Source organism: Streptomyces sp. NPDC002386, assembly GCF_053593175.1.
This window is the reverse complement of record NZ_JBSFBX010000003.1, coordinates 460,003-484,627: the sequence shown is the minus strand read 5'-3', so window position 1 is coordinate 484,627 and position 24,625 is coordinate 460,003. Positions and strand designations below refer to the sequence as shown.

23 protein-coding genes are annotated in these 24,625 nt (G+C 73.0%); 11 read left to right on the top strand and 12 right to left on the bottom strand.

Translation table 11 applies throughout. From position 1 onward, the window contains the following. Positions 1-111: 111 nt before the first annotated feature. On the top strand, positions 112-633 hold the full coding sequence (locus tag ACWCPN_RS09350) for a GtrA family protein (RefSeq protein ID WP_365125915.1): 522 nt from the start codon (positions 112-114) through the stop codon (positions 631-633). 115 nt (positions 634-748) lie between these two features. Here ACWCPN_RS09350 and ACWCPN_RS09345 read toward each other — a convergent pair whose 3' ends face one another. Together ACWCPN_RS09345 and ACWCPN_RS09340 are read right to left on the bottom strand one after the other, a co-directional pair. Beyond that, the gene (locus ACWCPN_RS09345) at positions 749-2,020 is read right to left on the bottom strand and encodes an ATP-binding protein (RefSeq protein WP_365125917.1); all 1,272 of its coding nucleotides are present in this window, start codon (positions 2,018-2,020) and stop codon (positions 749-751) included. Positions 2,021-2,062: 42 nt separating this feature from the next. After that, positions 2,063-2,740, bottom strand: a complete 678-nt coding sequence (locus ACWCPN_RS09340) for a response regulator transcription factor (RefSeq protein ID WP_143631351.1) — start codon at positions 2,738-2,740, stop codon at positions 2,063-2,065. Positions 2,741-3,230: 490 nt separating this feature from the next. Between ACWCPN_RS09340 and ACWCPN_RS09335 the strand changes: the two genes are divergently transcribed. After that, on the top strand, positions 3,231-4,769 hold the full coding sequence (locus ACWCPN_RS09335; protein WP_199210799.1) for a peptide MFS transporter: 1,539 nt from the start codon (positions 3,231-3,233) through the stop codon (positions 4,767-4,769). An 85-nt stretch (positions 4,770-4,854) separates the two neighbouring features. Here the strand turns inward: ACWCPN_RS09335 and ACWCPN_RS09330 are convergent, their stop codons facing one another. The 3 genes from ACWCPN_RS09330 to ACWCPN_RS09320 all read right to left on the bottom strand — a co-directional run bounded on the left by ACWCPN_RS09330 (position 4,855) and on the right by ACWCPN_RS09320 (position 6,874). Continuing rightward, positions 4,855-5,214 carry a hypothetical protein gene (locus ACWCPN_RS09330; RefSeq protein WP_365125920.1) on the bottom strand — a complete coding sequence of 120 codons (360 nt, stop codon included), beginning with the start codon at positions 5,212-5,214 and terminating at the stop codon, positions 4,855-4,857. A gap of 439 nt (positions 5,215-5,653) precedes the next feature. After that, complete coding sequence (locus tag ACWCPN_RS09325) at positions 5,654-6,214, bottom strand: ATP-binding protein (protein ID WP_451203736.1); 561 nt, start codon at positions 6,212-6,214, stop codon at positions 5,654-5,656. Between the two features lie 282 nt (positions 6,215-6,496). Then, positions 6,497-6,874: an STAS domain-containing protein gene (locus tag ACWCPN_RS09320; RefSeq protein ID WP_199210801.1), complete on the bottom strand. Its 378-nt coding sequence runs from the start codon at positions 6,872-6,874 to the stop codon at positions 6,497-6,499. 248 nt (positions 6,875-7,122) lie between these two features. On the opposite strand from ACWCPN_RS09320, the gene ACWCPN_RS09315 reads away from it, so the two are divergent. Continuing rightward, on the top strand, positions 7,123-8,016 hold the full coding sequence (locus ACWCPN_RS09315; RefSeq protein ID WP_451203734.1) for an RNA polymerase sigma factor SigF: 894 nt from the start codon (positions 7,123-7,125) through the stop codon (positions 8,014-8,016). Between the two features lie 293 nt (positions 8,017-8,309). After that, positions 8,310-9,848 carry a ricin-type beta-trefoil lectin domain protein gene (locus tag ACWCPN_RS09310; RefSeq protein WP_451203732.1) on the top strand — a complete coding sequence of 513 codons (1,539 nt, stop codon included), beginning with the start codon at positions 8,310-8,312 and terminating at the stop codon, positions 9,846-9,848. A 22-nt stretch (positions 9,849-9,870) separates the two neighbouring features. On the opposite strand, the gene hutI is transcribed toward ACWCPN_RS09310, so the two are convergent. The 4 genes from hutI to hutU form a co-directional block, all read right to left on the bottom strand. Beyond that, the gene (hutI, locus tag ACWCPN_RS09305) at positions 9,871-11,079 is read right to left on the bottom strand and encodes an imidazolonepropionase (RefSeq protein WP_451203730.1); all 1,209 of its coding nucleotides are present in this window, start codon (positions 11,077-11,079) and stop codon (positions 9,871-9,873) included. A 53-nt stretch (positions 11,080-11,132) separates the two neighbouring features. Next, on the bottom strand, positions 11,133-12,485 hold the full coding sequence (locus ACWCPN_RS09300; RefSeq protein ID WP_451203728.1) for a formimidoylglutamate deiminase: 1,353 nt from the start codon (positions 12,483-12,485) through the stop codon (positions 11,133-11,135). Further along, on the bottom strand, positions 12,482-13,684 hold the full coding sequence (locus ACWCPN_RS09295) for an allantoate amidohydrolase (RefSeq protein WP_451203833.1): 1,203 nt from the start codon (positions 13,682-13,684) through the stop codon (positions 12,482-12,484). The genes ACWCPN_RS09300 and ACWCPN_RS09295 overlap by 4 nt, the downstream gene beginning before the upstream one ends. Positions 13,685-13,791: 107 nt before the next feature. Continuing rightward, positions 13,792-15,456, bottom strand: coding sequence for a urocanate hydratase (gene hutU / locus ACWCPN_RS09290; RefSeq protein WP_451203726.1), 1,665 nt, complete (start codon positions 15,454-15,456; stop codon positions 13,792-13,794). Positions 15,457-15,549: 93 nt separating this feature from the next. Between hutU and ACWCPN_RS09285 the strand changes: the two genes are divergently transcribed. The 5 genes from ACWCPN_RS09285 to ACWCPN_RS09265 all read left to right on the top strand — a co-directional run bounded on the left by ACWCPN_RS09285 (position 15,550) and on the right by ACWCPN_RS09265 (position 19,275). Beyond that, positions 15,550-16,971: a diaminopimelate decarboxylase gene (locus ACWCPN_RS09285; RefSeq protein WP_451203724.1), complete on the top strand. Its 1,422-nt coding sequence runs from the start codon at positions 15,550-15,552 to the stop codon at positions 16,969-16,971. 179 nt (positions 16,972-17,150) lie between these two features. Further along, entirely contained in the window at positions 17,151-17,540 is a 390-nt protein-coding gene (locus ACWCPN_RS09280) for a hypothetical protein (RefSeq protein ID WP_199210805.1), read from the top strand. Beyond that, positions 17,537-18,355, top strand: a complete 819-nt coding sequence (locus tag ACWCPN_RS09275; protein ID WP_365125938.1) for a transcriptional regulator — start codon at positions 17,537-17,539, stop codon at positions 18,353-18,355. Before ACWCPN_RS09280 ends, ACWCPN_RS09275 begins: the two co-directional genes overlap by 4 nt. Positions 18,356-18,389: 34 nt before the next feature. Continuing rightward, positions 18,390-18,890: a roadblock/LC7 domain-containing protein gene (locus tag ACWCPN_RS09270; protein WP_451203722.1), complete on the top strand. Its 501-nt coding sequence runs from the start codon at positions 18,390-18,392 to the stop codon at positions 18,888-18,890. A gap of 10 nt (positions 18,891-18,900) precedes the next feature. After that, positions 18,901-19,275, top strand: coding sequence for a roadblock/LC7 domain-containing protein (locus tag ACWCPN_RS09265; RefSeq protein ID WP_199210808.1), 375 nt, complete (start codon positions 18,901-18,903; stop codon positions 19,273-19,275). Between the two features lie 20 nt (positions 19,276-19,295). Here ACWCPN_RS09265 and ACWCPN_RS09260 read toward each other — a convergent pair whose 3' ends face one another. After that, positions 19,296-19,880, bottom strand: a complete 585-nt coding sequence (locus tag ACWCPN_RS09260; RefSeq protein WP_451203720.1) for a hypothetical protein — start codon at positions 19,878-19,880, stop codon at positions 19,296-19,298. Positions 19,881-19,977: 97 nt separating this feature from the next. Next, complete coding sequence (locus ACWCPN_RS09255; protein WP_199210809.1) at positions 19,978-20,841, bottom strand: MurR/RpiR family transcriptional regulator; 864 nt, start codon at positions 20,839-20,841, stop codon at positions 19,978-19,980. Between the two features lie 176 nt (positions 20,842-21,017). On the opposite strand from ACWCPN_RS09255, the gene ACWCPN_RS09250 reads away from it, so the two are divergent. Beyond that, positions 21,018-21,449 (top strand): hypothetical protein, encoded by a 432-nt coding sequence (locus tag ACWCPN_RS09250; RefSeq protein ID WP_199210810.1) that lies wholly within the window; start codon positions 21,018-21,020, stop codon positions 21,447-21,449. 426 nt (positions 21,450-21,875) lie between these two features. Here ACWCPN_RS09250 and ACWCPN_RS09245 read toward each other — a convergent pair whose 3' ends face one another. Continuing rightward, positions 21,876-23,267 carry a cystathionine beta-synthase gene (locus ACWCPN_RS09245; protein WP_199210811.1) on the bottom strand — a complete coding sequence of 464 codons (1,392 nt, stop codon included), beginning with the start codon at positions 23,265-23,267 and terminating at the stop codon, positions 21,876-21,878. 161 nt (positions 23,268-23,428) lie between these two features. On the opposite strand from ACWCPN_RS09245, the gene ACWCPN_RS09240 reads away from it, so the two are divergent. Beyond that, complete coding sequence (locus ACWCPN_RS09240) at positions 23,429-24,448, top strand: SGNH/GDSL hydrolase family protein (protein ID WP_451203718.1); 1,020 nt, start codon at positions 23,429-23,431, stop codon at positions 24,446-24,448. Positions 24,449-24,625: the final 177 nt, after the last annotated feature.

Below are 24,625 nucleotides of genomic sequence, written 5' to 3'. Positions count from 1 at the left end.
CCGGATCTTTCCGACGCGTTCCCAAGCTGTGGCCTCGTCCGCAGGCGCCCGGGGTGCGGCCTGGATAGCATGGCTTGGCTGACGAAACCTACGGACGGGAGCTGCACAGCCATGGAACTACGTTCCTCGGGGCTGCAACGGCTCGTACGCGAGGTGGCCAAGTTCGGTGCCGTCGGCGGTGCCGGTGTCCTCGTCAACCTGGGCGTGTTCAACCTGGTCCGGCACGTCTCCGACCTGCCGGTGGTGCGCGCCAGCATCATCGCGACCGTCGTCGCCATCGCCTTCAACTACGTGGGGTTCCGTTACTGGACGTACCGGGACCGCGAGAAGAGCGGGCGCACCCGGGAGCTCACGCTGTTCCTGCTGTTCAGCGCGATCGGCCTGGTGATCGAGAACGGTGTGCTGTACCTGGCGACCTACGGCTTCGGCTGGGACAGCCCGCTGCAGAGCAACGTCTTCAAGTTCGTGGGCATCGGCGTCGCCACCCTGTTCCGCTTCTGGTCGTACCGGAGCTGGGTGTTCCGTGCCATGCCCGCCCGGGAGGCGGTGGCGGGCGCGGAGTCGATCCTGGCGCAGCAGCCCAAGAAGCCCGCGCCCGCGCAGGCGTCCGAGCCCCGCCAGCGCGTTCCGTAGCCAGCGCGTTCCGTAGCCGGTCGCGCGGCGGGCCGCCTGCCGCGGCCGGTCGCTCGTAGCCGGTTCCGCTGGACCGGCCGGTCCGCCCGTGGCCCGGTTCAGGCGGTGGCTGCCGCTAGCGGACCGTGGGCCCGCTCTCGTCCGGCTCGCGGGCCGGGGGCGTGCGGGACAGGAAGAGGCCGAACACCGGCGGCTGGGCCTGGAGCAGCTCCAGACGGCCCCCGTCGGCCTCGGCCAGGTCGCGGGCCACGGCCAGTCCGATGCCCGTGGAGTTGCGGCCGCTGATGGTGCGCTCGAAGATCCGCGCGCCGAGGTCGGCCGGGACGCCGGGCCCCTCGTCGGTGACCTCCACGACCGCCTGGTTGCCGGTGACCCGGGTGCGCAGGGCCACGGTCCCGCCGCCGTGCATGAGGGAGTTCTCGATCAGCGCGGCCAGCACCTGCGCGACCGCGCCGGGGGTGCCGACGGCGTTCAGGTGCCGCTTGCCGGAGGAGACCACGGCCCGGCCGGCGCTGCGGTAGGCGGGCCGCCACTCGGCGAGCTGCTGCTGGATGACCTCGTCGAGGTCGAAGGTGACGGCGGAGCCGGTGCGGGGGTCGCGGGCGTTGGTCAGCAGCCGCTGCACCACGTCGGTCAGCCGCTCGACCTGGGTCAGCGCGATCGTCGCCTCGTCCTTCACCGTGTCCGGGTCGTCGGTGAGGGTGATCTCCTCCAGCCGCATGGACAGCGCGGTCAGCGGCGTACGGAGCTGGTGGGAGGCGTCGGCGGCGAGGCGCCGCTCGGCGGTCAGCATGCGCCCGATCCGCTCGGCGGAGGAGTCCAGGACGTCGGCGACCCGGTCCAGCTCGGGGACGCCGTACCGCTTGTGCCGCGGGCGCGGGTCTCCGGAGCCGAGGCGTTCGGCGGTCTCGGCGAGGTCGGTCAGCGGGGAGGCGAGGCGGTTGGCCTGGCGGACGGCGAGCAGTACGGCGGCGACCACCGCGAGCAGCGCCACCAGCCCGATGATCAGCAGGGTGCGGCCGACCTCCCGGGTGACCGCGGAGCGCGGCTCCTGCACGGTGACCGTCTCGCCCTCCTCGCCCCGCTGCGTGGCGTGGATGACGTCGCCCTCGGGCTTGCTGCCGATCTCGATCGGGGTCCGGCCGGGGACGCTGATGACCGCGTACTGGTCCTTGCTGACCGGGTTGCGCAGGACCTCGGAGTTGACGTTCTCCTCCGCGAGGATGCGGCTGTCCACGATGCTCGCCAGCCGCACCGCCTCGGACTCGACCCGCTCCTGGGCGCTGCTGGTGATGGTCCGCGTCTCGACGATCACCAGGGAGACCCCGAACACGGCGATCACGACGAGGACGACGGCGAGGGTGGACTGGATGAGACGTCGGCGCATGTCCTCGTTACCTGAAGCGGTGCCGGTCCCCCGGTGGGGGGCTCAGCTCTTCTCGAAGCGGAATCCGACTCCGCGCACGGTGGCGATGTAGCGGGGGTTCGCCGCGTCGTCGCCGAGCTTCTTGCGCAGCCAGGAGATGTGCATGTCCAGGGTCTTGGTGGACGACCACCAGGTGGTGTCCCAGACCTCGCGCATGAGCTGGTCCCGGGTGACCACGCGTCCGGCGTCCCGCACCAGCACCCGCAGCAGGTCGAACTCCTTCGCGGTGAGCTGGAGTTCCTCCTCGCCCATCCAGGCGCGGTGCGACTCGACGTCGATGCGCACCCCGTGGGTGGCCGGGGGCTGCTGGGGCTCGGCGGCGCCGCGCCGCAGCAGGGCCCGTACCCGGGCGAGCAGTTCGGCGAGCCGGAAGGGCTTGGTGACGTAGTCGTCGGCGCCCGCGTCGAGGCCGACGACGGTGTCCACCTCGTCGGCGCGCGCGGTCAGGATGAGGATCGGCACGGACTGCCCGTCGGCACGCAGCCGGCGGGCGACCTCCAGGCCGTCCATACCGGGCAGGCCCAGGTCGAGCACGACCAGGTCGACACCGCCCTGGATGCCGGCGTCGAGTGCGGTGGGTCCGTCCTCGCGCACCTCGACCTCGTAACCTTCCCGGCGCAGTGCGCGGGCCAGCGGCTCCGAGATGGACGCGTCGTCCTCGGCGAGCAGTACACGGGTCATGAGGTGATGGTAGACCGCCCGCGCTCGGTGCCGGGGTGTGATCGCTTCCCGGGATTCTTACCTTGCCGGGCCAGTGGTACGAACCATTGCCTGAGGGATGCGATCGTAGAGGAGACCTTCGAATCAGGCCCCACGGTTCCCTCGACACCTGTGATCCGTGTCTCAAGTCCTTCCATATCCGGCACTGTCCTGACGTAAAGTGACGTGAACGCCTGTAGCACACCGGGGACCTTTGGCGGGCAGTTGTCGCTGAAGGTCTCTTTTGTGTGCGGGCTGACGAAGATCAGCCCTGAAAGGAATGACCTCTGGCCGGGCTCCGGACGCAGTGACGCGTACGGGGCGTGGATCCCGGTGGTCTCCGTCCGCCGCTCCGCGATCCGGAGCGGGCTCCCCCTGGGCGTGGGGGTGGACGAGCGACCCTGCCGGTGCCGGCCACCCCCCACCGGGCGCGCAACGCTCCATCGCGCGTCCCGACCAGCAAGGAACGACCATGGCGTCCAGCCTGACGAAGGACTCGGTCCGCCCGGGCACCCCCGGGTCCGAGAAGACCTTCTTCGGCCACCCCCGCGGACTGGCCACTCTCTTCATGACCGAGATGTGGGAGCGTTTCTCCTACTACGGCATGAAGGCCCTGCTCACCGTCTACCTGCTGTCCGGCGGCCCCGACGCCGGCAAGGGCAGCATGGGCGGCGGCCTGGCCATGGACGTGGCCACCACCACGGTGATCGTGTCCGTCTACTCGGCGATGGTGTACCTGCTCGCCATGCCCGGCGGCTGGCTCGGCGACCGCGTCTGGGGTCCGCGCAAGACGGTGGCCATCGCGGCTGTGACGATCATGTCCGGCCACATCGTGCTGGCCCTGCCCGGCGGTCAGGCCCCGTTCTTCGCCGGTCTGGCGCTGGTCGCGGCCGGTTCGGGTCTGCTCAAGGCCAACATCTCCACGATGGTGGGGCACCTGTACGACGGCCCGGACGACCCGCGCCGTGACGGTGGCTTCACGATCTTCTACATGGGCATCAACGCGGGCGCCTTCTTCGCCCCGCTGGCCATCGGCACCGTCGGCCAGGAGGTCAACTGGCACCTCGGCTTCGGCATGGCCGCGGTCGGCATGGCGGTCGGTCTGGCCGCGTTCCTGCTCGGCACCCGCCACCTGAACCCGCAGAGCAACGTCGTCCCGAAGCCGCTGAGCACCGAGGAGCGCTCCTCCTGGCTGCGCAAGGGCCTGACCTGGCTCATCATCGCGGCCGTGTTCTACGGCGTCGTGGGCTTCACCGGCCACTTCACCCTGAACTGGGCGATGATCCCGCTGACCGTCATCGGTCTGATCATCCCGGCCGGTGTGCTGATGCGCATCAAGCGGGACAAGGAGCTCTCGTCCACCGAGCAGTCGAAGATGACCGGCTACATCTGGTTCTTCGTCGCGGCCGCCGTGTTCTGGATGATCTACGACCAGGGCGCGTCCACCGTCCAGGCGTTCGGCGAGGGCAAGGCCTCCGGCGCGCTGCTGGGCTTCGACTTCCCGTCCTCCTGGTACCAGTCGCTGAACCCGCTGTTCATCATGGCGCTGGCCCCGGTCTTCGCCTGGGTCTGGATGTGGCTGAACCGCCAGGGCAAGGAGCCCAGCACCATCGTGAAGTTCTCGATGGGCCTGGTCCTGATCGGCGTGTCGTTCTTCTTCTTCCTGATCCCGCTGGGCATGGCCGCCAACGGCACCGCGGTCAGCCCGATGTGGCTGGTCGGCATCTACTTCATCCAGACCGTCGGTGAGCTGTGCCTGTCGCCGGTGGGCCTGTCGGTGACGACGAAGATGGCCCCGGCCAAGTACGCCAGCCAGATGATGGGCGTGTGGTTCCTCGCGGTCACCGCGGGCGACTCCATCACCAGCCTGCTGTCCAACCCGGCCATAGCCGGGGTCGACCTCGGCGGCACGGGCGCGGTCTTCGGGGAGGCGGCCCTCGCGGCCCTCGCCGGATTCGCGGTGTGGATGTACCGCCGGAAGGTGAAGTCGCTGATGGGCGACGTGCGCTGACGCACCCCCATACGCAAGGACGGAGGGCCGCCGCACATCGTGTGCGGCGGCCCTCCGTCGTTGTCCGGGTCCCCGGACCAGGTGGTCAGGACTTCGTCTCGACCGACCAGGACCGGGTGAAGCTGCTGAAGCCGCACATCACGGTGGACTTCTGACCCGGCTTCACCCAGGGCCCCCAGACGTACCACGGGATCTCGTGCGGGGTGCCCCGGCCGCGGACGACGTCGCAGACCAGCTTCACCCGGTGCCGGGCCACCTTCTTGCCCGACGCGGACTTCTTGCACGTGGACGTGGCCTTGGGCCGGCCCAGGTCGAGGTGGACCACGGCCGTGCACTTGTACTTGGCGCCGGCCGCCTCCGCGGTGCCCGCGGTGGCCAGGCCGGTCCCCGTCGCCATGAGGACGGCGGCGAGCGCGCCGCCCGCCACCTTCTTCCCCCAGATCATTTGCTCCTCTTTCCTCCGCCGGGCATCGCAGGCGATGGTCAATCGCTCAACTGCGGATTCGCCCGACGGGCAGCGTGCTTGTTCGCTTTGCTTGCACGAACGACGGGGACGCTATGCCGTATTTGATCTTGGAGGCAAATCACCTGGGGGGTTCTGAGCAAGATCTGAGGTGCGGGGCGCCTGGGCGCGGCAGGGGCGATCAGGAGAAGACCTGTGCCGGGGCGGCAACGCCGGCGGGCGGCCGGTGGGGATGCCGGTGACGCGAGCGGATCGCTCGGTGGCGTGACGGCGTCTTGGCGCGTGGCCGCGATCGGTGGGAGCGCCCGTGCCCCGCAGGGGATCGCTCGGTGGCCGTGCCGACGCGTCGGCACCGGGAGCGGGCCCGCGCGGGCGGGTGACGCCGGGACGGCCGCCGGAGCGGCCGACACCCTTCGGCGGTTTACGCGGGTGCGCCCAGTTCCGCCCACACGGTCTTGCCGTCGCGGCCGGGGACGCGGAGGACGCCCCAGTCCAGGCAGAGCCGCTGCACGATGAACATGCCGTGGCCGCCGGGGCGGCCGGCGCGGTGCGGGGTACGGGGGGCCGGCTGGCCGGTGCCCCGGTCGGAGACCTCCAGCCGGATCACCTTGTTGTCGCAGGCGAGGAGCAGCTCGTCCGGGCCCTCGGCGTGCAGACAGGCGTTGGTGACCAGCTCGGACACCACGAGCAGCACGTCCTCGGCGGCGGCACGCTGATCGGCGCCGGCCGCGGGCAGCCAGCCCCACGCGTACAGCGCCTGGCGGGTGAAGTCACGGGCGAGCGGGACGACGCCGCTCTCGCCGTCCAGGCGCAGCGTGCGTACCTGCCGCCCCCGCCCCGGGGGCGCACCCTCGGACGGCACGGACGGCGCGGCTGCCCCCGCGGGCGCGCCCGGCTCCGGCGCACCCCCTTCGGACGCCCCGGAAGCGCCGCTGGGCTCCGGGCCGCGGTCGCCCGGCGAGTAAGGCCGGGTGGTGCTCATCAGCGCTTCACCTCACCGATCCACCAGTTCACAGTTCAACATTCCGGCACCGGTCGGTGCCGGGCGGTCCGTACACAGTCCGCCCACGACTCCTCCGTCGTCCGTCCCTCGCACGTACGTCGCGCCCAGGCCGTTCATCGGTTCCCGGACGGCCCGGCGTGCCCGCGGTCGACGGCTTTCAGGATGACTCCTGCCCGACGGATCCGGCGGAACACCCCCCGTTTGGACATGAACGGTGCCCCGTACAGATATCGGGCGTCCGCGAGCGGCGGGAGCAAGGCTTCAGTCGGAGTCGCCGGCCAGTGCGGCCTCTACGGAGTCGTGGACGGTGAAGACCGCCTCGGCCCCGGTGATCTCGAATACGCGTGCCACCACCGGCAGCATGCCCGCCAGGTGGACGCCGCCGCCGGCGGCCTCCGCCTTGAGCCGCGCCCCGAGCAGAACGTTCAGTCCCGTGGAGTCGCAGAACTCAAGCCGCGAGCAATCCACCACGAGCCGTGAGAACCCCTTCTCCAGAAGGTCGTCGAGCGGCTCGCGCAGAAGATCGGCGGTGTGGTGGTCCAGTTCACCCGCAGGTGTAACTACGGCGCTGGGACCCTCTTCCCGCACCTCCACCAGAAGCCGGCCCGACTGTGCGCTGCCGACCGTCCCGTGGTCCATGCCGTCTCTCTCCCGAGGTCGTGGCTGCTGATGCCCTCGAACATTACGCCTTTCAATCGCACTCCGACACCCGAACAACCTCCCACAATCGGACATATCACTACAGAACGCACTTGCGACGTGCTCGGTGAAGCAGGTAGGGCTAGTAAGGACACACAGCCCTACAGCCGGCTTCGGAGGCGCCGCACACCGTACGTGCACGTTTTTTGGCTTCGGCAGCCATATGCCGAGAACGATGGAGGACACCCATGTCACCCCGGCTCGACGAATCGCATACCCCGATCGCGACGTCGACACCCCCACCGGAACTGGATCATCCCATCAATCCCCTCGAAGCGATCGAGGGACTCCCGGAGATCCCGCCCTTCGACGAGGTAGGCCCGGTCGACGCCCGGGCGCTGTCCCGGACGCTCTTCGAGCGCCTGGAGTCGCTCGAGGAGGGGACGCCCGACTACTCGTACGTGCGCAACACGCTCGTCGAGCTGAACCTCGCGCTGGTCAAGTTCGCCGCCTCCCGCTTCCGCTCCCGCAGCGAGCCGATGGAGGACATCATCCAGGTCGGCACCATCGGCCTGATCAAGGCGATCGACCGCTTCGAGCTCTCCCGCGGTGTGGAGTTCCCCACGTTCGCGATGCCGACCATCATCGGCGAGATCAAGCGCTTCTTCCGTGACACCTCCTGGTCCGTGCGGGTGCCGCGCCGGCTGCAGGAACTGCGGCTGGACCTGGCCAAGGCCGGGGACGAGCTGGCGCAGAAGCTGGACCGCGCCCCCACCGTGGCGGAACTCGCCGAGCGGCTCGGCATCTCCAACGACGAGGTCGTCGAGGGCATGGCCGCCTCCAACGCCTACACCGCCTCCTCCCTGGACGCCCAGCCCGAGGAGGACGACTCCGAGGGCGCCCTCGCGGACCGCATCGGGTACGAGGACCACGGGCTGGAAGGCATCGAGTACGTCGAGTCGCTGAAGCCGCTGATCGCCGAACTCCCCTCCAGGGATCGGAAGATCCTGTCACTGCGCTTCGTCGCGGGTATGACCCAGTCGGAGATCGGCGAGGAACTGGGCATCTCCCAGATGCACGTCTCCCGGCTGCTGTCGCGGACGCTCGTGCGGCTGCGCAAGGGGCTGACCGTCGAGGAGTGACCACCACCGAGGAGTGATCCCTTTGGTGCCGCGTGCCAGGCGGCCCGGCCCGTGACGGCCGGGCCGCTTCGCTGTTCACGGGACGGACCTCCCCGGATGGGGGGTACCCGGGGCCCCAGCCCTCAACCCGGCCCGCTCTCGGGTCGCTCTCCGGGATCCGCGCGCCCCCGTCATGCGCGAACCGTTACCGGGGTTACCCCGGGAAACGTCTTTCCCGATCAGTGTCGCTCCACCACCATGAGCCCCCAAACCGGCCGGTACGCCGGAGAGTTCGGGGGGACGGAGGGCACACGATGGCTCAGGGCGGCGAAGGGGCCGAGGCGGACACGGGACTCGCCGAGGCGCCGGACGCGCGGCTGACGGCACTGCTGCGCACCCCGTCCCCGACGGCCTTCCCGGCCCTTCAGGAACTGCGCCGCCGGCACCACCCGGCGGTCCTCGCCTACGCCCGGCTGTGCACCGCGAGCGAGTCGGCCGCCCGCAGGCTGGCGGCGGAGACCCTCACCGAGGCGGCCCGCGAGACGGCCCGCGGCCGGGAGCCCAACGTGCCCCTGCGCCATCAGCTCCTGCTGCTCACCGCCCGGCTGGCGGCCGCCTGGGCGGCCGACGAACGCTCCGCGGGCGTCGACGCGGGCCTGCTGCTGGTCCTGAACGCCGGCGGCCTGCCCGACGGACCCGTACCGCCACTCCTCCCGGCGTTCCAGACGCTCCCGTCCCGCACCCAGGGCCTGATCTGGTACGGCGTCCTCGAAGCGGAGCCCGCCGAGCGCACCGCCACCTGTCTGGGCCTGAGCCGCGTGGACGTGACCCATGACACCCCGCAGGCGCTGCAGGCGCTGGCCCAGGCCTGCCTGCGGCACCGTCTGGCCGGCTCGGACGACCCGCGCTGCGCCGACTTCCGCCGGCTGATCGAGGAGGCGGTACGGCCCGACGGCCCCCGGCGCAGCGCGGACCTGGACGCCCACCGCGCCCACTGCCCGCACTGCACGGCCGCCGTCGAGGAGCTGACCGCGCTGCGGGACGCCCCGCGGCAGACCCTGGCGGACGGCCTGCTCCCCTGGCACGGGACGGCGTACCTCCGGCCCGCCGGTCCGGTTCCCGCGCCCGGCCCGCGTGCCGCGCTCCGGAGCCGGCCGCCCGGGCGCCGCTACCTGCTGGCGTCGGCCGCGCTGGGTGTCGCCCTGGCCCCCCTGCTGGTCTTCCTGCTCTCCCCGTCCGAGGCCTCGGACCGGCACGCGACGGCGGCGACGCCCGCTCCCCCGCCGGTGACGGTGACGGCCACGGTCTCGCTGTCCCCGCCGGCCGCCCCGGCTCCGTCGCGCACCACCGAGTCGCCGTCGCCGTCACCGAGCAGGACTTCGCACCGCCCGGCCACCTCCCCGCCGCCCACCCGCGGCGCCCCGCCGCCGTCCCCGCCGCCCGCGCCGCCGGGCAGCTCCTTCGCCCAGGTGGTGAACCTGGCCACGGGCCGCTGCCTGGACATCCGGGACGGCGAGCTGTGGAAGGGCAACGACGTCGTCATGGCGCCCTGCGACTCCTCCGCCACCCAGCGCTGGCGGGTCGACGCGGATCCGGGCGTCCTGCGCTCGGCCGCCGACTCCGACTTCTGCCTGGACAGCCGCGGCGCGACCGACCGGGGCGTGGGCATCTGGGAGTGCGACTCGGTCTACGGCGGCAACGGCCGGAACCTCCGCTTCGGCGTCGACCCCGACGGCACCGTCCGCCCGGCGATCGACACCGGCACCGCGGTGACCCCGGACGGCGGCGACGGGGTCGTACTGCGGCCGCTGGACGGTGAGCGGGCGCAGCGGTGGCGGGCCGGGGCCGCCTGAGCGGCCCGCGCGGCCGCCCGGATCAGACCTCGCGCACGCCGCGCCGCCAGACACCGGCGGTCAGCGGCACGCCCGGCCGGTAGGCCAGGTGCACATGGCTGGGGGCGTCGAGCAGCAGCAGGTCGGCGCGGGCCCCCGGGGTGAGGCGGCCGATGTCCGTGCGGCGCAGGGCCGCCGCGCCGCCGGCCGTGGCCGACCAGACCGCCTCGTCCGGGGTCATCCCCATGTCCCGCACCGCGAGCGCGATGCAGAAGGGGACCGAGGAGGTGAACGACGAGCCCGGGTTGCAGTCCGTGGACAGGGCCACGGTGACGCCCGCGTCCAGCAGCCGCCGGGCGTCCGGCCACTCGGCGCGGGTGGAGAACTCGGCGCCGGGCAGCAGGGTGGCGACCGTGTCGCTGTGGGCGAGGGCGTCGACGTCCGCGTCGGTGAGGTGGGTGCAGTGGTCGGCACTGGCCGCGTCCAGCTCGACGGCGAGCTGGACACCGGGGCCGTAGGAGAGCTGGTTGGCGTGGACCCGGGGGTGCAGGCCCTTGTCCCGGCCCGCGGTGAGGATCGCGCGGGCCTGGTCGCCGTCGAAGGCGCCCTTCTCGCAGAAGACGTCGATCCAGCGGGCGTGCGGCGCGCAGGCGTCGAGCATCTCGCCGGTGACCAGGGCGACGTAGGCCGCCGGGTCGTCGGCGTGTTCGGGGGCGACGATGTGGGCGCCGAGGAACGTCACCTCGTCGGTGTGCCGGGCGGCGATGCGCAGGGCGCGGGCCTCGTCCTCGACGGTGAGGCCGTAGCCCGACTTCGTCTCGAAGGTGGTGGTGCCCTGGCGGAGGGCCTCGGTCAGGTAGCGGGTGAGGTTCGCCTCCAGCTCCGCGTCGGTGGCGGCGCGGGTGGCCGCGACCGTGGTGCGGATGCCGCCCGCGGTGTAGGAGCGGCCGGACATCCGGGCGTTGAACTCCTGGGTGCGGTCTCCGGCGAAGACCAGGTGGGAGTGGGAGTCCACGAAGCCCGGCAGCACCGCCCGGCCGCCCGCGTCGACCCGGTTGTCGGTGGCGGGTGCTTTCCTGGATTCACCGGTCCACGCGATGCGGTCGCCGTCGACGACGACGGCCGCGTCCTGGATCAGGCCGAGGGGGGAGCCTCCCCCACTCTCGAACTTGCTCGAGCGGGGGGACCCCGACCCCAGGGAGGGGTCGTTGGTGACCAGCGTGGCGATGTTGGTGATGACGGTGCTGCTCATGGTGTCCTCGTGGGTGGCCGGTCGGGGGTCGGCGGAATGCGGCGGCGCGGGCGTCAGCCGCGCAGGGCTTCGATCGCGTCGGCGAGCGCTCTCGGCACGTCCGGGACGAGGGCGTGGACCCCGTCCCGTACGACATGACGGCCGCCCACGACCGTGTGCCGCACGTCCGCCGCGGTCGCCGCGAATACGGCCGTCTCGGCGCCCAGCCGGGGCAGCGGCCCGGCCGTCCTGACCGAGTCGAGCGCGATCGTCGTCAGGTCGGCGAGCGCGCCCGCCTCGATGGCGCCGGCGTCCTGCCAGCCGAGGGCCGCGTGGCCGTCGGCGGTGGCGGCCCGCAGCAGGGCCGCGGCCGTCCAGTGGCCGCGGGTGCGGGTGCGCAGCCGCTCGTTCAGCTCCATCGCGCGCGCCTCTTCGAACAGGTCGATGACCGCGTGGCTGTCGGAGCCCAGGGAGAGCGGGGAGCCCGCCCGCTGCAGGGCGACGGCCGGTCCGATGCCGTCGGCGAGGTCGCGTTCGGTGGTGGGGCACATGCAGGTGCCGGTGCGCGAGCCGCCGAGCAGCGCGATGTCCTCGTCGGTGAGGTGGGTGTTGTGCACACCGGTGGTGCGCGGCCCGAGGACGCCGTGGTCGGCGAGCAGTTGGGTGGGGGTGCGGCCGTGCGCGGCCCGGCAGGCCTCGTTCTCGGCGGTCTGCTCGGACAGGTGCACGTGCAGCGGGGCCCGCCGCTCCTCGGCCCAGCGCGCCACGGTCGCCATCTGGTCCGCGGGCACGGCGCGTACGGAGTGGATCGCCGCCCCGATCCGCGCGTGGTCCCGTTCCTCGAGAAGCGAGGCTCGTTCGGCCCAGGCCTCCGCGCTGCCGTCGGAGAAGCGCAGTTGGTGGGTGTTGGGCGGTTCGCCGGCGTGCTCGTTCCGGATGGCGGAGGAGAGGTAGGCGGTGTCCAGGAGGGTGATGCGGACACCGGCGTCGGCCGCGGCCGCGATCAGTGCCTCGCCCATGGCGTTGGGCTCGGCGTAGGGGGTGCCGCCGGGGGCGTGGTGGACGTAGTGGAACTCGCCGACGCAGGTGACGCCGGCCAGGGCCATCTCCGCGTACACCGCGCGGGCGAGGGCGTGGTAGGTCTCCGGGGTCAGCCGGTCGGCGACGGAGTACATCACCTCGCGCCAGGTCCAGAAGGTGCCGCTGCCGACCTGGACCGTGCCTCGTAGCGCCCGGTGGAAGGCGTGCGAGTGGGCGTTCGCCAGGCCGGGCAGGGTCAGGCCGCGCAGCACCTCGACGCCGGGCGGCGGGGTGGGGACGCCGGTGCGGACGGTGGTGATCCGGCCGTCCGCGGCCGACACCGCCACGCCGGGCTCGACGTGGGTGCCGAGCCAGGCGTGCTCCAGCCAGTAGGTCGTGTCGGTCACGAGCAGGCCAGCCCTTCCAGTACGTCGGCGAGCGAGCGCACCCCGGCCAGGCAGTCGTCCTCGGCCGCGGACTCGGCCGGGGAGTGCGAGACGCCGGTGGGGTTGCGCACGAACAGCATGGCGGTCGGGATGCGGCCGGAGAGGATTCCCGCGTCGTGTCCGGCGCCGGTCCCCAGGACGGGCACCCTGAGGCCGGTGTCCTTGCCGAGGAGCCTGCCGAGTTCGTCGCGCAGCGCGTGGTCGAACTCGACCACCGGGGTGAAGGACTCGCGGACGACGTCCAGGTCGATGCCGTGGGCGTCGGCGTACTCGCGCGCGGCCTTCTCGACGCCGCCGACGACGGTGTCCAGCGTCGCCTGGTCGGCGGCCCGGGAGTCGAGCCAGCCGCGCACCAGGGAGGGGATGGCGTTGACGCCGTTGGGCTCGACGGCGATCTTGCCGAAGGTGGCGACGGCACCGGCGAGTTCGGCCTCGCGGCGGGCGGCGAGCACCGTCTCGGCGTACGACAGCATCGGGTCGCGCCGGTCCACCAGGCGGGTGGTGCCCGCGTGGTTGGCCTCGCCGCGGAAGTCGAAGCGCCAGCGGCCGTGCGGCCAGATGGCGCTGGCGATGCCGACCCGGTCGCCGGACAGGTCCAGCGCGCGGCCCTGTTCGACGTGGAGTTCCACGAAGGCGCTGATCCGGGCCAGCCGTTCCGGGTCGGCCCCGATGGCGTCGGGGTCGTACCCGGCGGCCTCCATGGCCCGCGGCAGGGTGATGCCGTCCGCGTCGGTGAGGCGGTGGGCCTGCTCGACGGTCAGTTCTCCGGCGGTGAGCCGGGAGCCGACACAGGCGAGACCGAACCGGGCGCCCTCCTCGTCGCCGAAGTTGACGATGGCGAGGGGCTTGGTGGGCCGCGCTCCCCTGGCGCGCAGTTCGTCGAGGGCCGCGAAGGAGGACACGACGCCGAGGGGGCCGTCGAAGGCGCCCCCGTCCGGCACCGAGTCCAGGTGCGATCCGGTGACCACGGCGTCCCCGGCGGCCGGGTCGCCCAGCCAGGCCCACTGGTTCCCGTTCCGGTCCACCTCGTGGGCCAGCCCGCGCGCCCGGGCCTGCTCCTCGAACCAGGCCCGGCACTCGCCGTCGGCCCCGCTCCAGGCGTACCGCCGGTACCCCCCGGAGTCGGGGTGCCGTCCGATGGGCAGCAGCTCCGCCCACATCTGCTGGAAGGAGGGCGCCCGGCGGGCGGCGGGCACGGCCGCGCCCGCACCCGGCGACGGCACCCCGGCCCCCGCCGAGGCGCCGCCGCCCCCGCCGCGAACGGAACTCACGCCTCGTCACCCTCACGCATCGGCACCCGGACCCCCCGCTCGTCCGCGACGGACTCCGCGATGTCGTAGCCGGCGTCCACGTGCCGGATGACGCCCATGCCGGGGTCGTTGGTGAGCACCCGCCGGATCTTCTCGCCGCCGAGCTTCGTGCCGTCGGCCACCGTCACCTGGCCGGCGTGGATGGAGCGCCCCATGCCCACGCCGCCGCCGTGGTGGAGGGAGACCCACGACGCGCCGGACGCCACGTTGACCATGGCGTTCAGCAGCGGCCAGTCGGCGATCGCGTCGGAGCCGTCGAGCATGGCCTCGGTCTCGCGGTACGGCGAGGCGACGGAGCCGCAGTCGAGGTGGTCGCGGCCGATGGCCAGCGGGGCGGCCAGCTCGCCGGAGGCCACCATGTCGTTGAAGCGCTCGCCTGCCTTGTCGCGCTCGCCGTAGCCGAGCCAGCAGATGCGCGCGGGCAGGCCCTGGAAGTGGACGCGCTCGCCGGCCATCTTGATCCAGCGGGCCAGGGACTCGTTCTCCGGGAAGAGGTCGAGGATCGCCTTGTCGGTCTTGGCGATGTCGGCGGGGTCGCCGGACAGGGCGGCCCAGCGGAACGGGCCCTTGCCCTCGCAGAACAGCGGCCGGATGTAGGCGGGGACGAAGCCGGGGAAGGCGAACGCGCGGTCGTAGCCGGCGAGCTGGGCCTCGCCGCGGATGGAGTTGCCGTAGTCGAAGACCTCGGCGCCGGCGTCCATGAAGCCGACCATGGCCTCCACGTGCTTCGCCATGGACTCACGGGCACGCGTGGTGAAGCCGGCCGGGTCCTTCGCGGCGGCGTCCGCCATGTCCTCGAAGGCGACGCCCACGGGCAGGTAGGCCAGCGGGTCGTGGGCGGAGGTCTGGTCGGTGACGATGTCGATCGGCGCGCCCATCGCGAGGAGCTGCGGGACCAGCTCGGCCGCGTTGCCGAGGACGCCGATGGACAGCGGGCGGCGGGCGTCGCGGGCCTCGGTGGCGAGCTGGAGCGCGTGGTCGAGGGAGTCGGCCCGGACGTCCAGGTACCGGTGCTCGATGCGGCGCTCGATGGCGCGCGGGTCGCAGTCGACGCAGATGGCGACGCCGTCGTTCATGGTCACGGCGAGGGGCTGGGCTCCGCCCATGCCGCCGAGGCCGGCGGTGAGGGTGATGGTCCCGGCGAGGGTGCCGCCGAACTTCTTCGCGGCGACGGCGGAGAAGGTCTCGTAGGTGCCCTGGAGGATGCCCTGGGTGCCGATGTAGATCCAGGACCCGGCGGTCATCTGGCCGTACATGGTCAGGCCGAGGGCCTCCAGGCGGCGGAACTCCTCCCAGTTGGCCCAGTCGCCGACGAGGTTGGAGTTGGCGATGAGGACGCGCGGGGCCCACTCGTGGGTCTGCATGACGCCGACCGGGCGGCCGGACTGGACCAGCATGGTCTCGTCCTGCTTGAGCGTGCGCAGCGTGCGCACCATGGCGTCGAAGGAGCGCCAGTCGCGGGCGGCCTTGCCGGTGCCGCCGTAGACGACGAGCTTGTCGGGGTGCTCGGCGACCTCGGGGTCGAGGTTGTTCTGGAGCATCCGCAGGGCGGCTTCCTGCTGCCATCCCAGGGTGCTCAGTTCCGTGCCGCGCGGTGCTCGTACGGGGCGGGGTCCCGACATCGCTGCCTCCTCCTGTTACTACGTCTATTCACATCCTGACGTTCTGAATAGAACTAGTCAACACCTCCCCGCGCTCACACCCGCGCGCCCCGGATGTTTGGCTGGAAGTACACGAACGCCGACAGGAGGGGAGAGGTCGTGGACCACGACACCGACGGCGAGGCCCGGGAGCGGGCCGCCCGGCGCGACGAGGCGGTACGCGCGGCGGTGGAGCAGGGACTGCTGGGGCCGGACGCGGCCGTGGTGGGGCTGCTGGACGTCACCGGCATCCGGGAGTCGGCGGCCGCGCTGCGCGCGGCCTTCGACGCGGCCGTGGCGCCGGGGACACCGGTGCTGCACGCCTTCGCGGTGAAGGCGAGCCCGCTGGTGCCGGTGCTGCGGCTGCTGCACGAGGCGGGCATCGGCGCCGAGGTGGCGAGCCCGGGCGAGCTGGCGCTGGCCCGGGCGGCCGGACTGCCGCCGCGGAACACGGTGCTCGACTCCCCCGCCAAGACGCCGGCCGAGCTGCGCGAGGCGCTGGAGCTGGGCGTCGCCGTGAACGCGGACAACCCGCAGGAGCTGGACCGGCTCGACGCGCTGGTCGGGCCGGCGGCCGCCCCCCGGTCACCGCTCGGCATCCGGGTCAACCCGCAGATCGGCGGCGGCTCCATCGGGGCGACCTCGACCGCGACCGAGACCTCGAAGTTCGGGGTGGCGCTGCGCGACGAGGGAGCCCGCGAGTGGGTCGTCCGGGCGTACGCGGACCGGCCGTGGCTGACCCGGCTGCACGCGCACACCGGCTCCCAGGGCATCCCGCTCTCCCTGCTGGCGCGGGGCGTGGCGGAGACGTACGCGCTGGCCGAGGAGATCAACGCGCGGATCGGGCGGCGGCAGATCGACACGCTCGACATCGGCGGCGGGCTGCCGGTCAACTTCGAGGGCGAGGCGACCGCGCCGACGTACGCCCAGTACGCGCGCACCCTCCGGGAGGAGGTGCCGGGGCTGTTCGGCGGGCGGTACGGGATCGTCACCGAGTTCGGGCGTTCGCTGCTGGCCAAGCACGGCACGGTGGTGGCCCGGGTGGAGTACGCGAAGAGCTCCGGCGGGCGGCGGATCGCGGTGACGCACGCGGGCGTGCAGGTGGCCACGCGCACGGTGTACGCGCCGGGGGCCTGGCCGCTGCGGATCGCCGCGTACGACACCAAGGGCCGGCCGAAGCCTGGCCCGGAGGTGACGCAGGACGTGGCGGGCCCGGCCTGCTTCTCGGGCGACCTGCTCGCCGAGGGGCGCGCCCTGCCCCTGCTGGAGCAGGGCGACTACGCGGCGGCGCTGGACACGGGCGCGTACTACTTCGCGCACCACTACGCCTACAACTCCCTCGCCCGGCCCGGGATCTACGGTTTCGCGCCGGACGGCTCCGGGGGCGTCGCCTTCGCGACCGTACGGGAGCCGCAGACGGTGGCGGAGGTAGTGGCCGAGTCCGGAGGGGCGCACGCGTCCGCGCTCACCACCCTGAGCGCGTCCGGGAGCCGTTGACACACTCCCGCGCTTCATCGAACAAATGGTCCAACCGGCGGGAAACAGCCGTCAGTTGACCCACCTTAGTACGCCGGGCGCACGTTCCAACGGAAAATGCCAAAGCCCTCACTCCCCACGTACACGTTGCGTAGTGTCTCTGTCACTCAACCGGAGTACAGGCGGGGAGGGGAACCGGCGTGCCCGGAATCGACGAGTGCCTACTGGATGCGATGCGGCTGCCCGGTGCCCGGGGAGCCGCGCTGGTGGACTGGACGAGCGGACTGGCCCTCGGATCCGTCGGGGAGGCCCCGGGCGGTGACCACGAGACGACGGCGGCCGAGGCCGCCGAACTGGCCAGGCTGGCCGCCGAGCACGGCGCCTTCACGGCCGGGGACGCCGAGGACGGACGCCCGCCCGTCGAGGACGTGATCATCAGCAACCGCGACAGCTACCACCTGTTGCGGTTCGTGGTCACGTCCTTCGACAGCAGCGTCTTCCTCCACCTGTGGCTGGGCCGCGAGGAGGGCAACCTGGCCCTGGCCCGCATCCGGCTGGGCGAGATGGCGGACCGGCTGGTGCTGGGATGACCATGGTCGGCACACCTCCGCCGCTGCCGGTGCGGGACAGATCGGCCGCGTCGGACCGGACCGCGGGCGCGCTGTCGCCGATGCTCAGGCGGCTCGCCGAGGAGCAGGCCACCGGCGTGCTCGTCCGGGAACACGGCACCCTGTACCTCGCGCGGGGCCGGGTCGTGCACGCCGAGAGCCCCCTCGCACCCGGCCTGAACGTCCTGCTCACCGCCCACGGCACCCTCGCGGCGGCCGCGTGGCAGCGGGCGGCCGAGCGGGCCGGCGGGCCGGCGGGCGCCGCCCGGCTGCTGCTCGACGCGGGGCTGCTGCCCTCGGGCGCGCTGGAGCTGTGCCATCTGGACGCGCTGTACGACGCCGGGTACTTCGCCCTGGCGCCGAGCAGCACCCCCGGCCGGTTCCGGTACGACGGCGCGCCCCGCATCGGCCCGCTGCCCTCGGTTCCGGTCATCGCGCTGGAACGCGAGACGCTGCGCCGCCGGCTGCTGCTGCACCGGCTGTGGCCGGACCCGGCCGCCGACAGCTCCCCGCTGATCCGCGCCGCCCCGGCCGCGGGTGCGCAGGTCACCCCGCGCCGGCGGGCCGTCCTGGACCGGGTGGACGGCATCCGTACGGCCCCGGAGATCGCCCGCGACCTGGGCAGGCAGGCGTTCCACACGCTGGTGGACGTACGCCGGCTCACAGCGGCCGGCCTGGTCCGGCCGGTGCCCACGGCACCCGACCCGCCCCCGCTCCCGCCGGCTCCCCCGCTCACGGTCACCGACCCCGACATCGCGCTGCTGAAGAGGCTCAGGGATGCGCTGGAGGCGCTTTGAACGGCACCACCCCGCCGCCGAGAGGAGAGAGCTGATGGTGCCCGAACACGACCTGGAGACCGTGCTGGACGAGCTGCGCCGGCTGCGCACCCGCGTCCCACAGCTCACCGGCGCCCTCACGGCCGGCGTCGACGGGCTCGTCGTCGCCCACGACACACCCGGCGTCGACCCGGAGGGTCTGGCCGCGCTCACCGCGGCCGCCCTCGGCGTGGCCGTCCGGGTCGCCGACGCCACCGGCAACGGCGGCTTCCGGGAGCTGATGGTGCGCGGCGAACACGGCTACGTCGCCACCTACGCGGCCGGCCGTACCGCCGTGCTGACCCTGCTCACCCGGGACCGGGTGAACGTCGGCCGGCTCCACCTGGAGGGCCGCCGGTCCGGCGCCCGTATCGGGGAACTGCTCGACGCCGCCGAGGCCGCCGCCCGGGCCGCGGCACCCACCGCACGGCCCGCCCGGACGACACCCGCACGTACTCGCACCACGCGCGCGCCACGCACCACGGCCACCGAAGCGCGCACCGCAACCGACAACTGAGAGGACCACCATGGCCAACACCGAGACCGCCCTGAAAGAGGCGCTGACCTCGATCGAGGGCGCCACCGGCGTCGCACTCGTCGACTACACCAGCGGCATGGCGCTGGGCACGATGGGCGGCGGCAAGACCTTCGACCTCAACGTGGCCGCCGCGGGCAACACGGACGTGATCCGCGCCAAGATGCGCACGATGGAGATGCTGGGCCTCAAGGCCGAGATCGACGACATCCTGATCACGCTGACGGACCAGTACCACCTGATCCGCCTGCTCAAGGGCCGCGGCGGGAACGGCCTGTTCCTCTACCTCGTCCTGGAGCAGAACCGCGCCAACCTGGCGATGGCCCGGCACCAGCTCAAGAGGATCGAGGAGGAGCTGGAGGTCTAGGCCCGCCGGGCCGCCCGAGGTCAGACCAGTGCCGCGGTACGGCGGCGGGACCCGCCGGGGGTCGCGTCGCCGGCCGCGACGCCCGTGGCGCGCAGGCCCTTCACGGCCGCGGCCGCAGGGCCGCCGCCCCACCGGTCGAGCCAGTCGACCCGCACCCACAGCAGCGTCTGTCCGGCCCGCTCCCGGCGCCCGAGCCACGCGGCCTTCAGCCTGAGCCCGGCGCCGGCCCCGGCCAGCAGCATGCCCCCGGCCGCGGGCAGCCCGAACGAGCTCCCGAGCGCCACCGCGAACGCCAGGAGCAGCCACCACCGGTGTCCCCGGCGCCAGTTGCGCACGGTCACCGCCCGGTCCTGCAGCACGTCGTACCTGCCCGCCCGGACGGCCCCACGGGCCGGCGCCGTGTAGCGCTTCCTGCGCACCAGTGCCACGACGGCCAGGGCGACCAGGAACAGCGCGGTCCCCGCCAGCACCCCGATCCGCCGCCCGGTCACCCCGGGCGGCAGTACTCCGATACCGGCGGCCACCACCCCGAACCACCACAGCGGTGCGGCACCCGCCCGTACGACGACGGCCACCCGGGCCAGTCCCTGCCCTCCGCGCGCCACGTCGGCCTCCCGTGTCACGTATGCGTGTCCACCCAGCACCTGGGTCCGGGCACGACGCTAACGGCACAACGTGAGACGAGTCTGAGAGCGCGTCGGGTCACTCCACGAACAGCCCCCGGGCGGCGGCGTTCGCGTCGAACTGCTCCAACCGGGCCTGGGCGTCCGGCAGATCGTCGCACAGGGCCTCCAGCAGCACCCGCCCGAGCAGCATCGGCGCGCACGCGGTGTCGAAGGCCAGCCCGGTGCCGACGGCGGCGGGCAGCAGCAGGTCGGAGTGGCGGGCGACGGGCGCGAACGCGGAGTCGGCGACCGTGACGACGGTCAGGCCCGCCTCCCGGGCGTAGGCGAGGGTGTCGACCACCTCGCGCGGATGCCGGGGCAGCGCGAAACACAGCAGGGCCGTGGCGCCCGCCCGGACGGCCGCGTCGATCCGGTCCTGGATCATCGTGCCGCCCTCGTTGAGCAGCCGGACGTCCGGATGGACCTTGGCGGCGAAGTACGCGAAGCCGTACGCCTGGGAGGCGGCGGCGCGCAGCCCGAGCACCGGCAGCGGGCGCGAGGCCGCCAGGATCCGGCCGGCCTTCTGCACCGGCCGGGGGTCGGCGAGCAGCTCGGCGAGGTGCCTCAGGTTCTCGATCTCGGCCTCTACGGCCTGCTGGTACTCGTTGTACGAGCCCGATCCGGCGGCGGCCTGCTCGGCGGGCACGACCTCGCGCAGGTGCCTGCGCAGCGCGGGGTAGCCGTCGAAGCCGAGGGCGACCGCGAACCGGGTCACCGAGGGCTGGCTGACCCCGGCCAGTTCGGCCAGCTCCACGCTGGACAGGAAGGGTACGTCCGCGGCCCGCCGCACCATGCTGTGCGCGATGCGCCGCTGGGTCGGCGTGAGCCGGTGCCCCTCGAAGAGCGCCTGCAGACGGGTCGCCGGGGTGTCCGTGACGTCCGTGCTCCGGTCGACGCTCATGCTGTGCTCCCCCTCCGGATGTGAACCCATGACCTATTCAGACATCTAGAACTCTGCATGACCCTATACAGCCGGGCAAGGTCCGTCTCGTGATCCGGCCCAGTCGGCCCCCCGGGCGGCGAAGAGGGGGGTTTACCCCAGTGCGCGGGGCACCGTCGCTCCCTACCGTGAAGCGCATGAGCGCACTGGACTCGCGGGACACCGACCTCAAGAAGGACCTGGACGCCACCGTACGGGCGCGCGGGGAACTGGGCGAGGAGTACGACTCCGCGCTCGTCGACTCGTTCCTGGAGAAGGTCGAGCAGCGGATCGACGACACCGTGGACCGCCGGGTACGGCGGCACCTGGCCGAGCAGCGGATGGCCGACGCGCGCGGCACCCGGCGGTCCGGGGCGGCCGGCTCGTGGGCGGAGCGCTACGCCCTCGCGATCGCGTCGCTGGTGCTGGCCGTCCCGCTGTCCGCGATCTCCGGCGCCCTCGCCGGGATGACCGGGATCGTGGCCACCTGGCTCGGGATCGTGGGTGTGAACGCGGCCCAGGCGGTGCGCCTCAACCCGGAGCTGATCACCGGCCGGCGCGACTCCGGGCGGTCCGCCCGGGACGACTGACACCCGGGCGGGAGTGAGGTCCGCGAAGAGCGGAGGCTCCGCGAGGAGCCGAGGCGCCGGGAAACGCCGAGGCCCCGGGAAGAGGCCGGGCCCGGGGAGGAGTTGTGCGCGGGGACCGCCGCACCCCCGTTTCCGGGGGGCGGGACGACGGCGGTCCCCGCGAAGGACGCGGGCCGGGTCAGGACCGGGCTTGCGCGTCCTGGGCGTCCATGGATGGTCCGGGAGCCGCTCCGGAGGTCCTTGGCGCCGCATGGCGCCGGCCCGGGCGGGGAGCCGCTCCCGCCCTGCCGACACCACCAATGTGCCTGACCCGTGTTAAGCGGGTGCTGCGCGCACGTGACACGCTCGTACCAGTTGCGGAACGGCTGGTCCGGCCCAAGTCACCCCCGGGTCGCCGCCGTTGCCGGCGGTTCACCGCGGGGTCGGCTACTTGTTGCCGCCCTTGGCCAGGAAGGCCAGCAGGTCCTGCCGGCTGACCACCCCGGTCGGCTTGCCCTCGACCAGGACGATCGCGGCGTCCGCGGAGCCCAGTACCGACATCAGGTCGCCGACCGGCTCGCCGGAGCCGACCTGGGGCAGCGGGGCGCTCATGTGCTTCTCCAGCGGGTCCTCCAGCGAGGCCCGCTGGGAGAACAGGGCGTCCAGCAGCTCGCGTTCCACCACGGAGCCGACGACCTCGGCGGCCATCACGTCCGGGTGTCCGGCGCCCGGCTTGACGACCGGCATCTGCGAGACGCCGTACTCGCGCAGCACCTCGATGGCCTCGCCGACGGTCTCCTCCGGGTGCATGTGCACCAGGGACGGGATGGTGCCGGCCACCTTGTCCTGCAGGACGTCGCCCACGCGGGCGCTGGGGCCCTCGTCCTCGAGGAAGCCGTAGTCGGCCATCCACTCGTCGTTGAAGATCTTCGAGAGGTAGCCGCGGCCGCTGTCCGGGAGGAGGACGACCACGACGTCGTCCGGGCCGAGCCGCTCGGCGACGCGCAGCGCGGCGACGACGGCCATGCCGCAGGAGCCGCCGACCAGCAGGCCCTCCTCCTTGGCCAGGCGGCGGGTCATCTGGAAGGCGTCCTTGTCGGAGACGGCCACGATCTCGTCGGCCACGGTCCGGTCGTACGCGGTCGGCCAGAAGTCCTCGCCGACACCCTCGATCAGGTACGGCCGGCCGGAGCCGCCGGAGTACACCGAGCCCTCGGGGTCGGCGCCGATGACCTTGACCGCGCCGTCGGAGGCGTCCTTCAGGTAGCGGCCGGTGCCGGAGATGGTGCCGCCGGTGCCGACGCCCGCCACGAAGTGGGTGATCCTCCCCTCGGTCTGCTCCCACAGCTCGGGGCCGGTCGAGTGATAGTGCGACAGGGGGTTGTTGGGGTTGGAGTACTGGTCCGGCTTCCAGGCGCCCGGGGTCTCGCGGACGAGGCGGTCGGAGACGTTGTAGTACGAGTCCGGGTGCTCGGGGTCCACGGCGGTCGGGCAGACCACGACCTCGGCGCCGTAGGCGCGCAGCACGTTGATCTTGTCGGTGGACACCTTGTCAGGGCAGACGAAGATGCACTTGTAGCCCTTCTGCTGGGCCACGATGGCCAGGCCCACGCCCGTGTTGCCGCTGGTCGGCTCGACGATCGTGCCGCCCGGCTTGAGCTCGCCGCTCTGCTCGGCCGCCTCGATCATGCGCAGGGCGATGCGGTCCTTCACGGAACCGCCCGGGTTGAAGTACTCCACCTTGGCCAGGACGGTCGCCTGGATGCCCTTGGTCACGTTGTTGAGCCTCACCAGCGGGGTGTTGCCGACGAGGCTGATCATCGAGTCGTGGAATCGCACCGTTGTCTCCGGTTGCTTGCAAAAACATTGGTCTTAGTGGTTCCGCCAGCCTACGGCCCCGCCGGTGGCCCCGGCCGGGCGTTCACTCCCTGTCGAGATTGGCACACGGGCTGTACGGGGCAAGGAGTGGGTGTACGGCTACGAGGAGGTGGCGGCGACGGATGACGAGCATGTCGAGGGCGAGAGTGGCCCGGCGGATCGCGGCCGGAGCGGCGTACGGCGGCGGCGGGGTGGGGCTCGTCGGAGCGGCGGCGGTCGGCCTGCTGCTGGCGGAGATGCAACTGGCCCGGCGCCATGTGGGCAACGGCACCACGGGCCGGGTGCCGGTGGCCGACGGGGTCTACGGCCACGCGTACGACCTCCCCGGTGAACCGCCGCTGCGGCTGGCCCTGCTCGGCGACTCCACGGCCGCGGGGCAGGGCGTGCACCGGGCGGGCCAGACGCCGGGGGCGCTGCTGGCGTCGGGGCTGGCCGCGGTGGCGGAACGGCCGGTGGAGCTGCGGAACGTGGCGTTGCCGGGCGCGCAGTCGGACGACCTGGACCGGCAGGTGGCGCTGATCCTGTCGGCAGCCGATCCCGTCCCGGACGTCTGCGTGATCATGATCGGCGCCAACGACGTGACCCACCGGATGCCGCCGACGCGTTCGGTGCGGCACCTGTCGGCGGCGGTTCGCCGGCTGCGCACGGCCGGCGCGGAGGTGGTCGTCGGCACGTGCCCCGACCTCGGCACCATCGAGCCGGTGCAGCAGCCGTTGCGCTGGCTGGCCCGCCGGACCTCGCGGCAGCTGGCGGCGGCGCAGACGATCGGGGCGGTGGAGCAGGGCGGGCGGACGGTGTCGCTGGGCGACCTGCTGGGACCCGAGTTCGAGGCGAATCCCCGGGAGCTGTTCGGCCCCGACAACTACCACCCCTCGGCGGAGGGGTACGCGACCGCGGCGATGGCGGTCCTGCCCACGGTGTGCGCGGCTCTCGGCCTGTGGCCGGCCGAGGAGGAGCGGCCGGACGCGTCCCGGCGCGAGGGCTTCCTGCCGGTGGCCCGGGCGGCCGCGGAGGCGGCCTCGGAGGCGGGCACCGAGGTCACGGCGGCGATGCCCACGGGCCCCCGCGGCCCCTGGGCCCTGCTCAAACGCCGCCGTCGGCGCCGCGTGAGCGAGGCCGAGCCGGCCCGGCCCTCGGTGTGAGCACCCGGTCCGGGCGCGTCCGGGCCGGCCGGCCCGGACGCCCGGGGAACCGCCACCCCACCCGCCCGCACCGTCCCGTCGGACCGCGGAGGCCAAAGCAAGCGCTTAGTAAATTGCGGCCAGTGTCACACCGCGACACCGGTGACCTGAACCATACGGCCGGGTAACTTCCCAACC

Excerpts from the sequence above, each read along its gene's own strand:
- ACWCPN_RS09350 (WP_365125915.1), top strand. The coding sequence starts at position 112 with ATGGAACTACGTTCCTCGGGGCTGCAACGGCTCGTACGCGAGGTGGCC.
- ACWCPN_RS09345 (WP_365125917.1), bottom strand. The coding sequence starts at position 2,020 with ATGCGCCGACGTCTCATCCAGTCCACCCTCGCCGTCGTCCTCGTCGTG.
- ACWCPN_RS09340 (WP_143631351.1), bottom strand. The coding sequence starts at position 2,740 with ATGACCCGTGTACTGCTCGCCGAGGACGACGCGTCCATCTCGGAGCCG.
- ACWCPN_RS09335 (WP_199210799.1), top strand. The coding sequence starts at position 3,231 with ATGGCGTCCAGCCTGACGAAGGACTCGGTCCGCCCGGGCACCCCCGGG.
- ACWCPN_RS09330 (WP_365125920.1), bottom strand. The coding sequence starts at position 5,214 with ATGATCTGGGGGAAGAAGGTGGCGGGCGGCGCGCTCGCCGCCGTCCTC.
- ACWCPN_RS09325 (WP_451203736.1), bottom strand. The coding sequence starts at position 6,214 with ATGAGCACCACCCGGCCTTACTCGCCGGGCGACCGCGGCCCGGAGCCC.
- ACWCPN_RS09320 (WP_199210801.1), bottom strand. The coding sequence starts at position 6,874 with ATGGACCACGGGACGGTCGGCAGCGCACAGTCGGGCCGGCTTCTGGTG.
- ACWCPN_RS09315 (WP_451203734.1), top strand. The coding sequence starts at position 7,123 with ATGTCACCCCGGCTCGACGAATCGCATACCCCGATCGCGACGTCGACA.
- ACWCPN_RS09310 (WP_451203732.1), top strand. The coding sequence starts at position 8,310 with ATGGCTCAGGGCGGCGAAGGGGCCGAGGCGGACACGGGACTCGCCGAG.
- hutI (WP_451203730.1), bottom strand. The coding sequence starts at position 11,079 with ATGAGCAGCACCGTCATCACCAACATCGCCACGCTGGTCACCAACGAC.
- ACWCPN_RS09295 (WP_451203833.1), bottom strand. The coding sequence starts at position 13,684 with ATGTGGGCGGAGCTGCTGCCCATCGGACGGCACCCCGACTCCGGGGGG.
- hutU (WP_451203726.1), bottom strand. The coding sequence starts at position 15,456 with ATGTCGGGACCCCGCCCCGTACGAGCACCGCGCGGCACGGAACTGAGC.
- ACWCPN_RS09285 (WP_451203724.1), top strand. The coding sequence starts at position 15,550 with ATGTTTGGCTGGAAGTACACGAACGCCGACAGGAGGGGAGAGGTCGTG.
- ACWCPN_RS09275 (WP_365125938.1), top strand. The coding sequence starts at position 17,537 with ATGACCATGGTCGGCACACCTCCGCCGCTGCCGGTGCGGGACAGATCG.
- ACWCPN_RS09270 (WP_451203722.1), top strand. The coding sequence starts at position 18,390 with ATGGTGCCCGAACACGACCTGGAGACCGTGCTGGACGAGCTGCGCCGG.
- ACWCPN_RS09265 (WP_199210808.1), top strand. The coding sequence starts at position 18,901 with ATGGCCAACACCGAGACCGCCCTGAAAGAGGCGCTGACCTCGATCGAG.
- ACWCPN_RS09255 (WP_199210809.1), bottom strand. The coding sequence starts at position 20,841 with ATGAGCGTCGACCGGAGCACGGACGTCACGGACACCCCGGCGACCCGT.
- ACWCPN_RS09250 (WP_199210810.1), top strand. The coding sequence starts at position 21,018 with ATGAGCGCACTGGACTCGCGGGACACCGACCTCAAGAAGGACCTGGAC.
- ACWCPN_RS09240 (WP_451203718.1), top strand. The coding sequence starts at position 23,429 with ATGACGAGCATGTCGAGGGCGAGAGTGGCCCGGCGGATCGCGGCCGGA.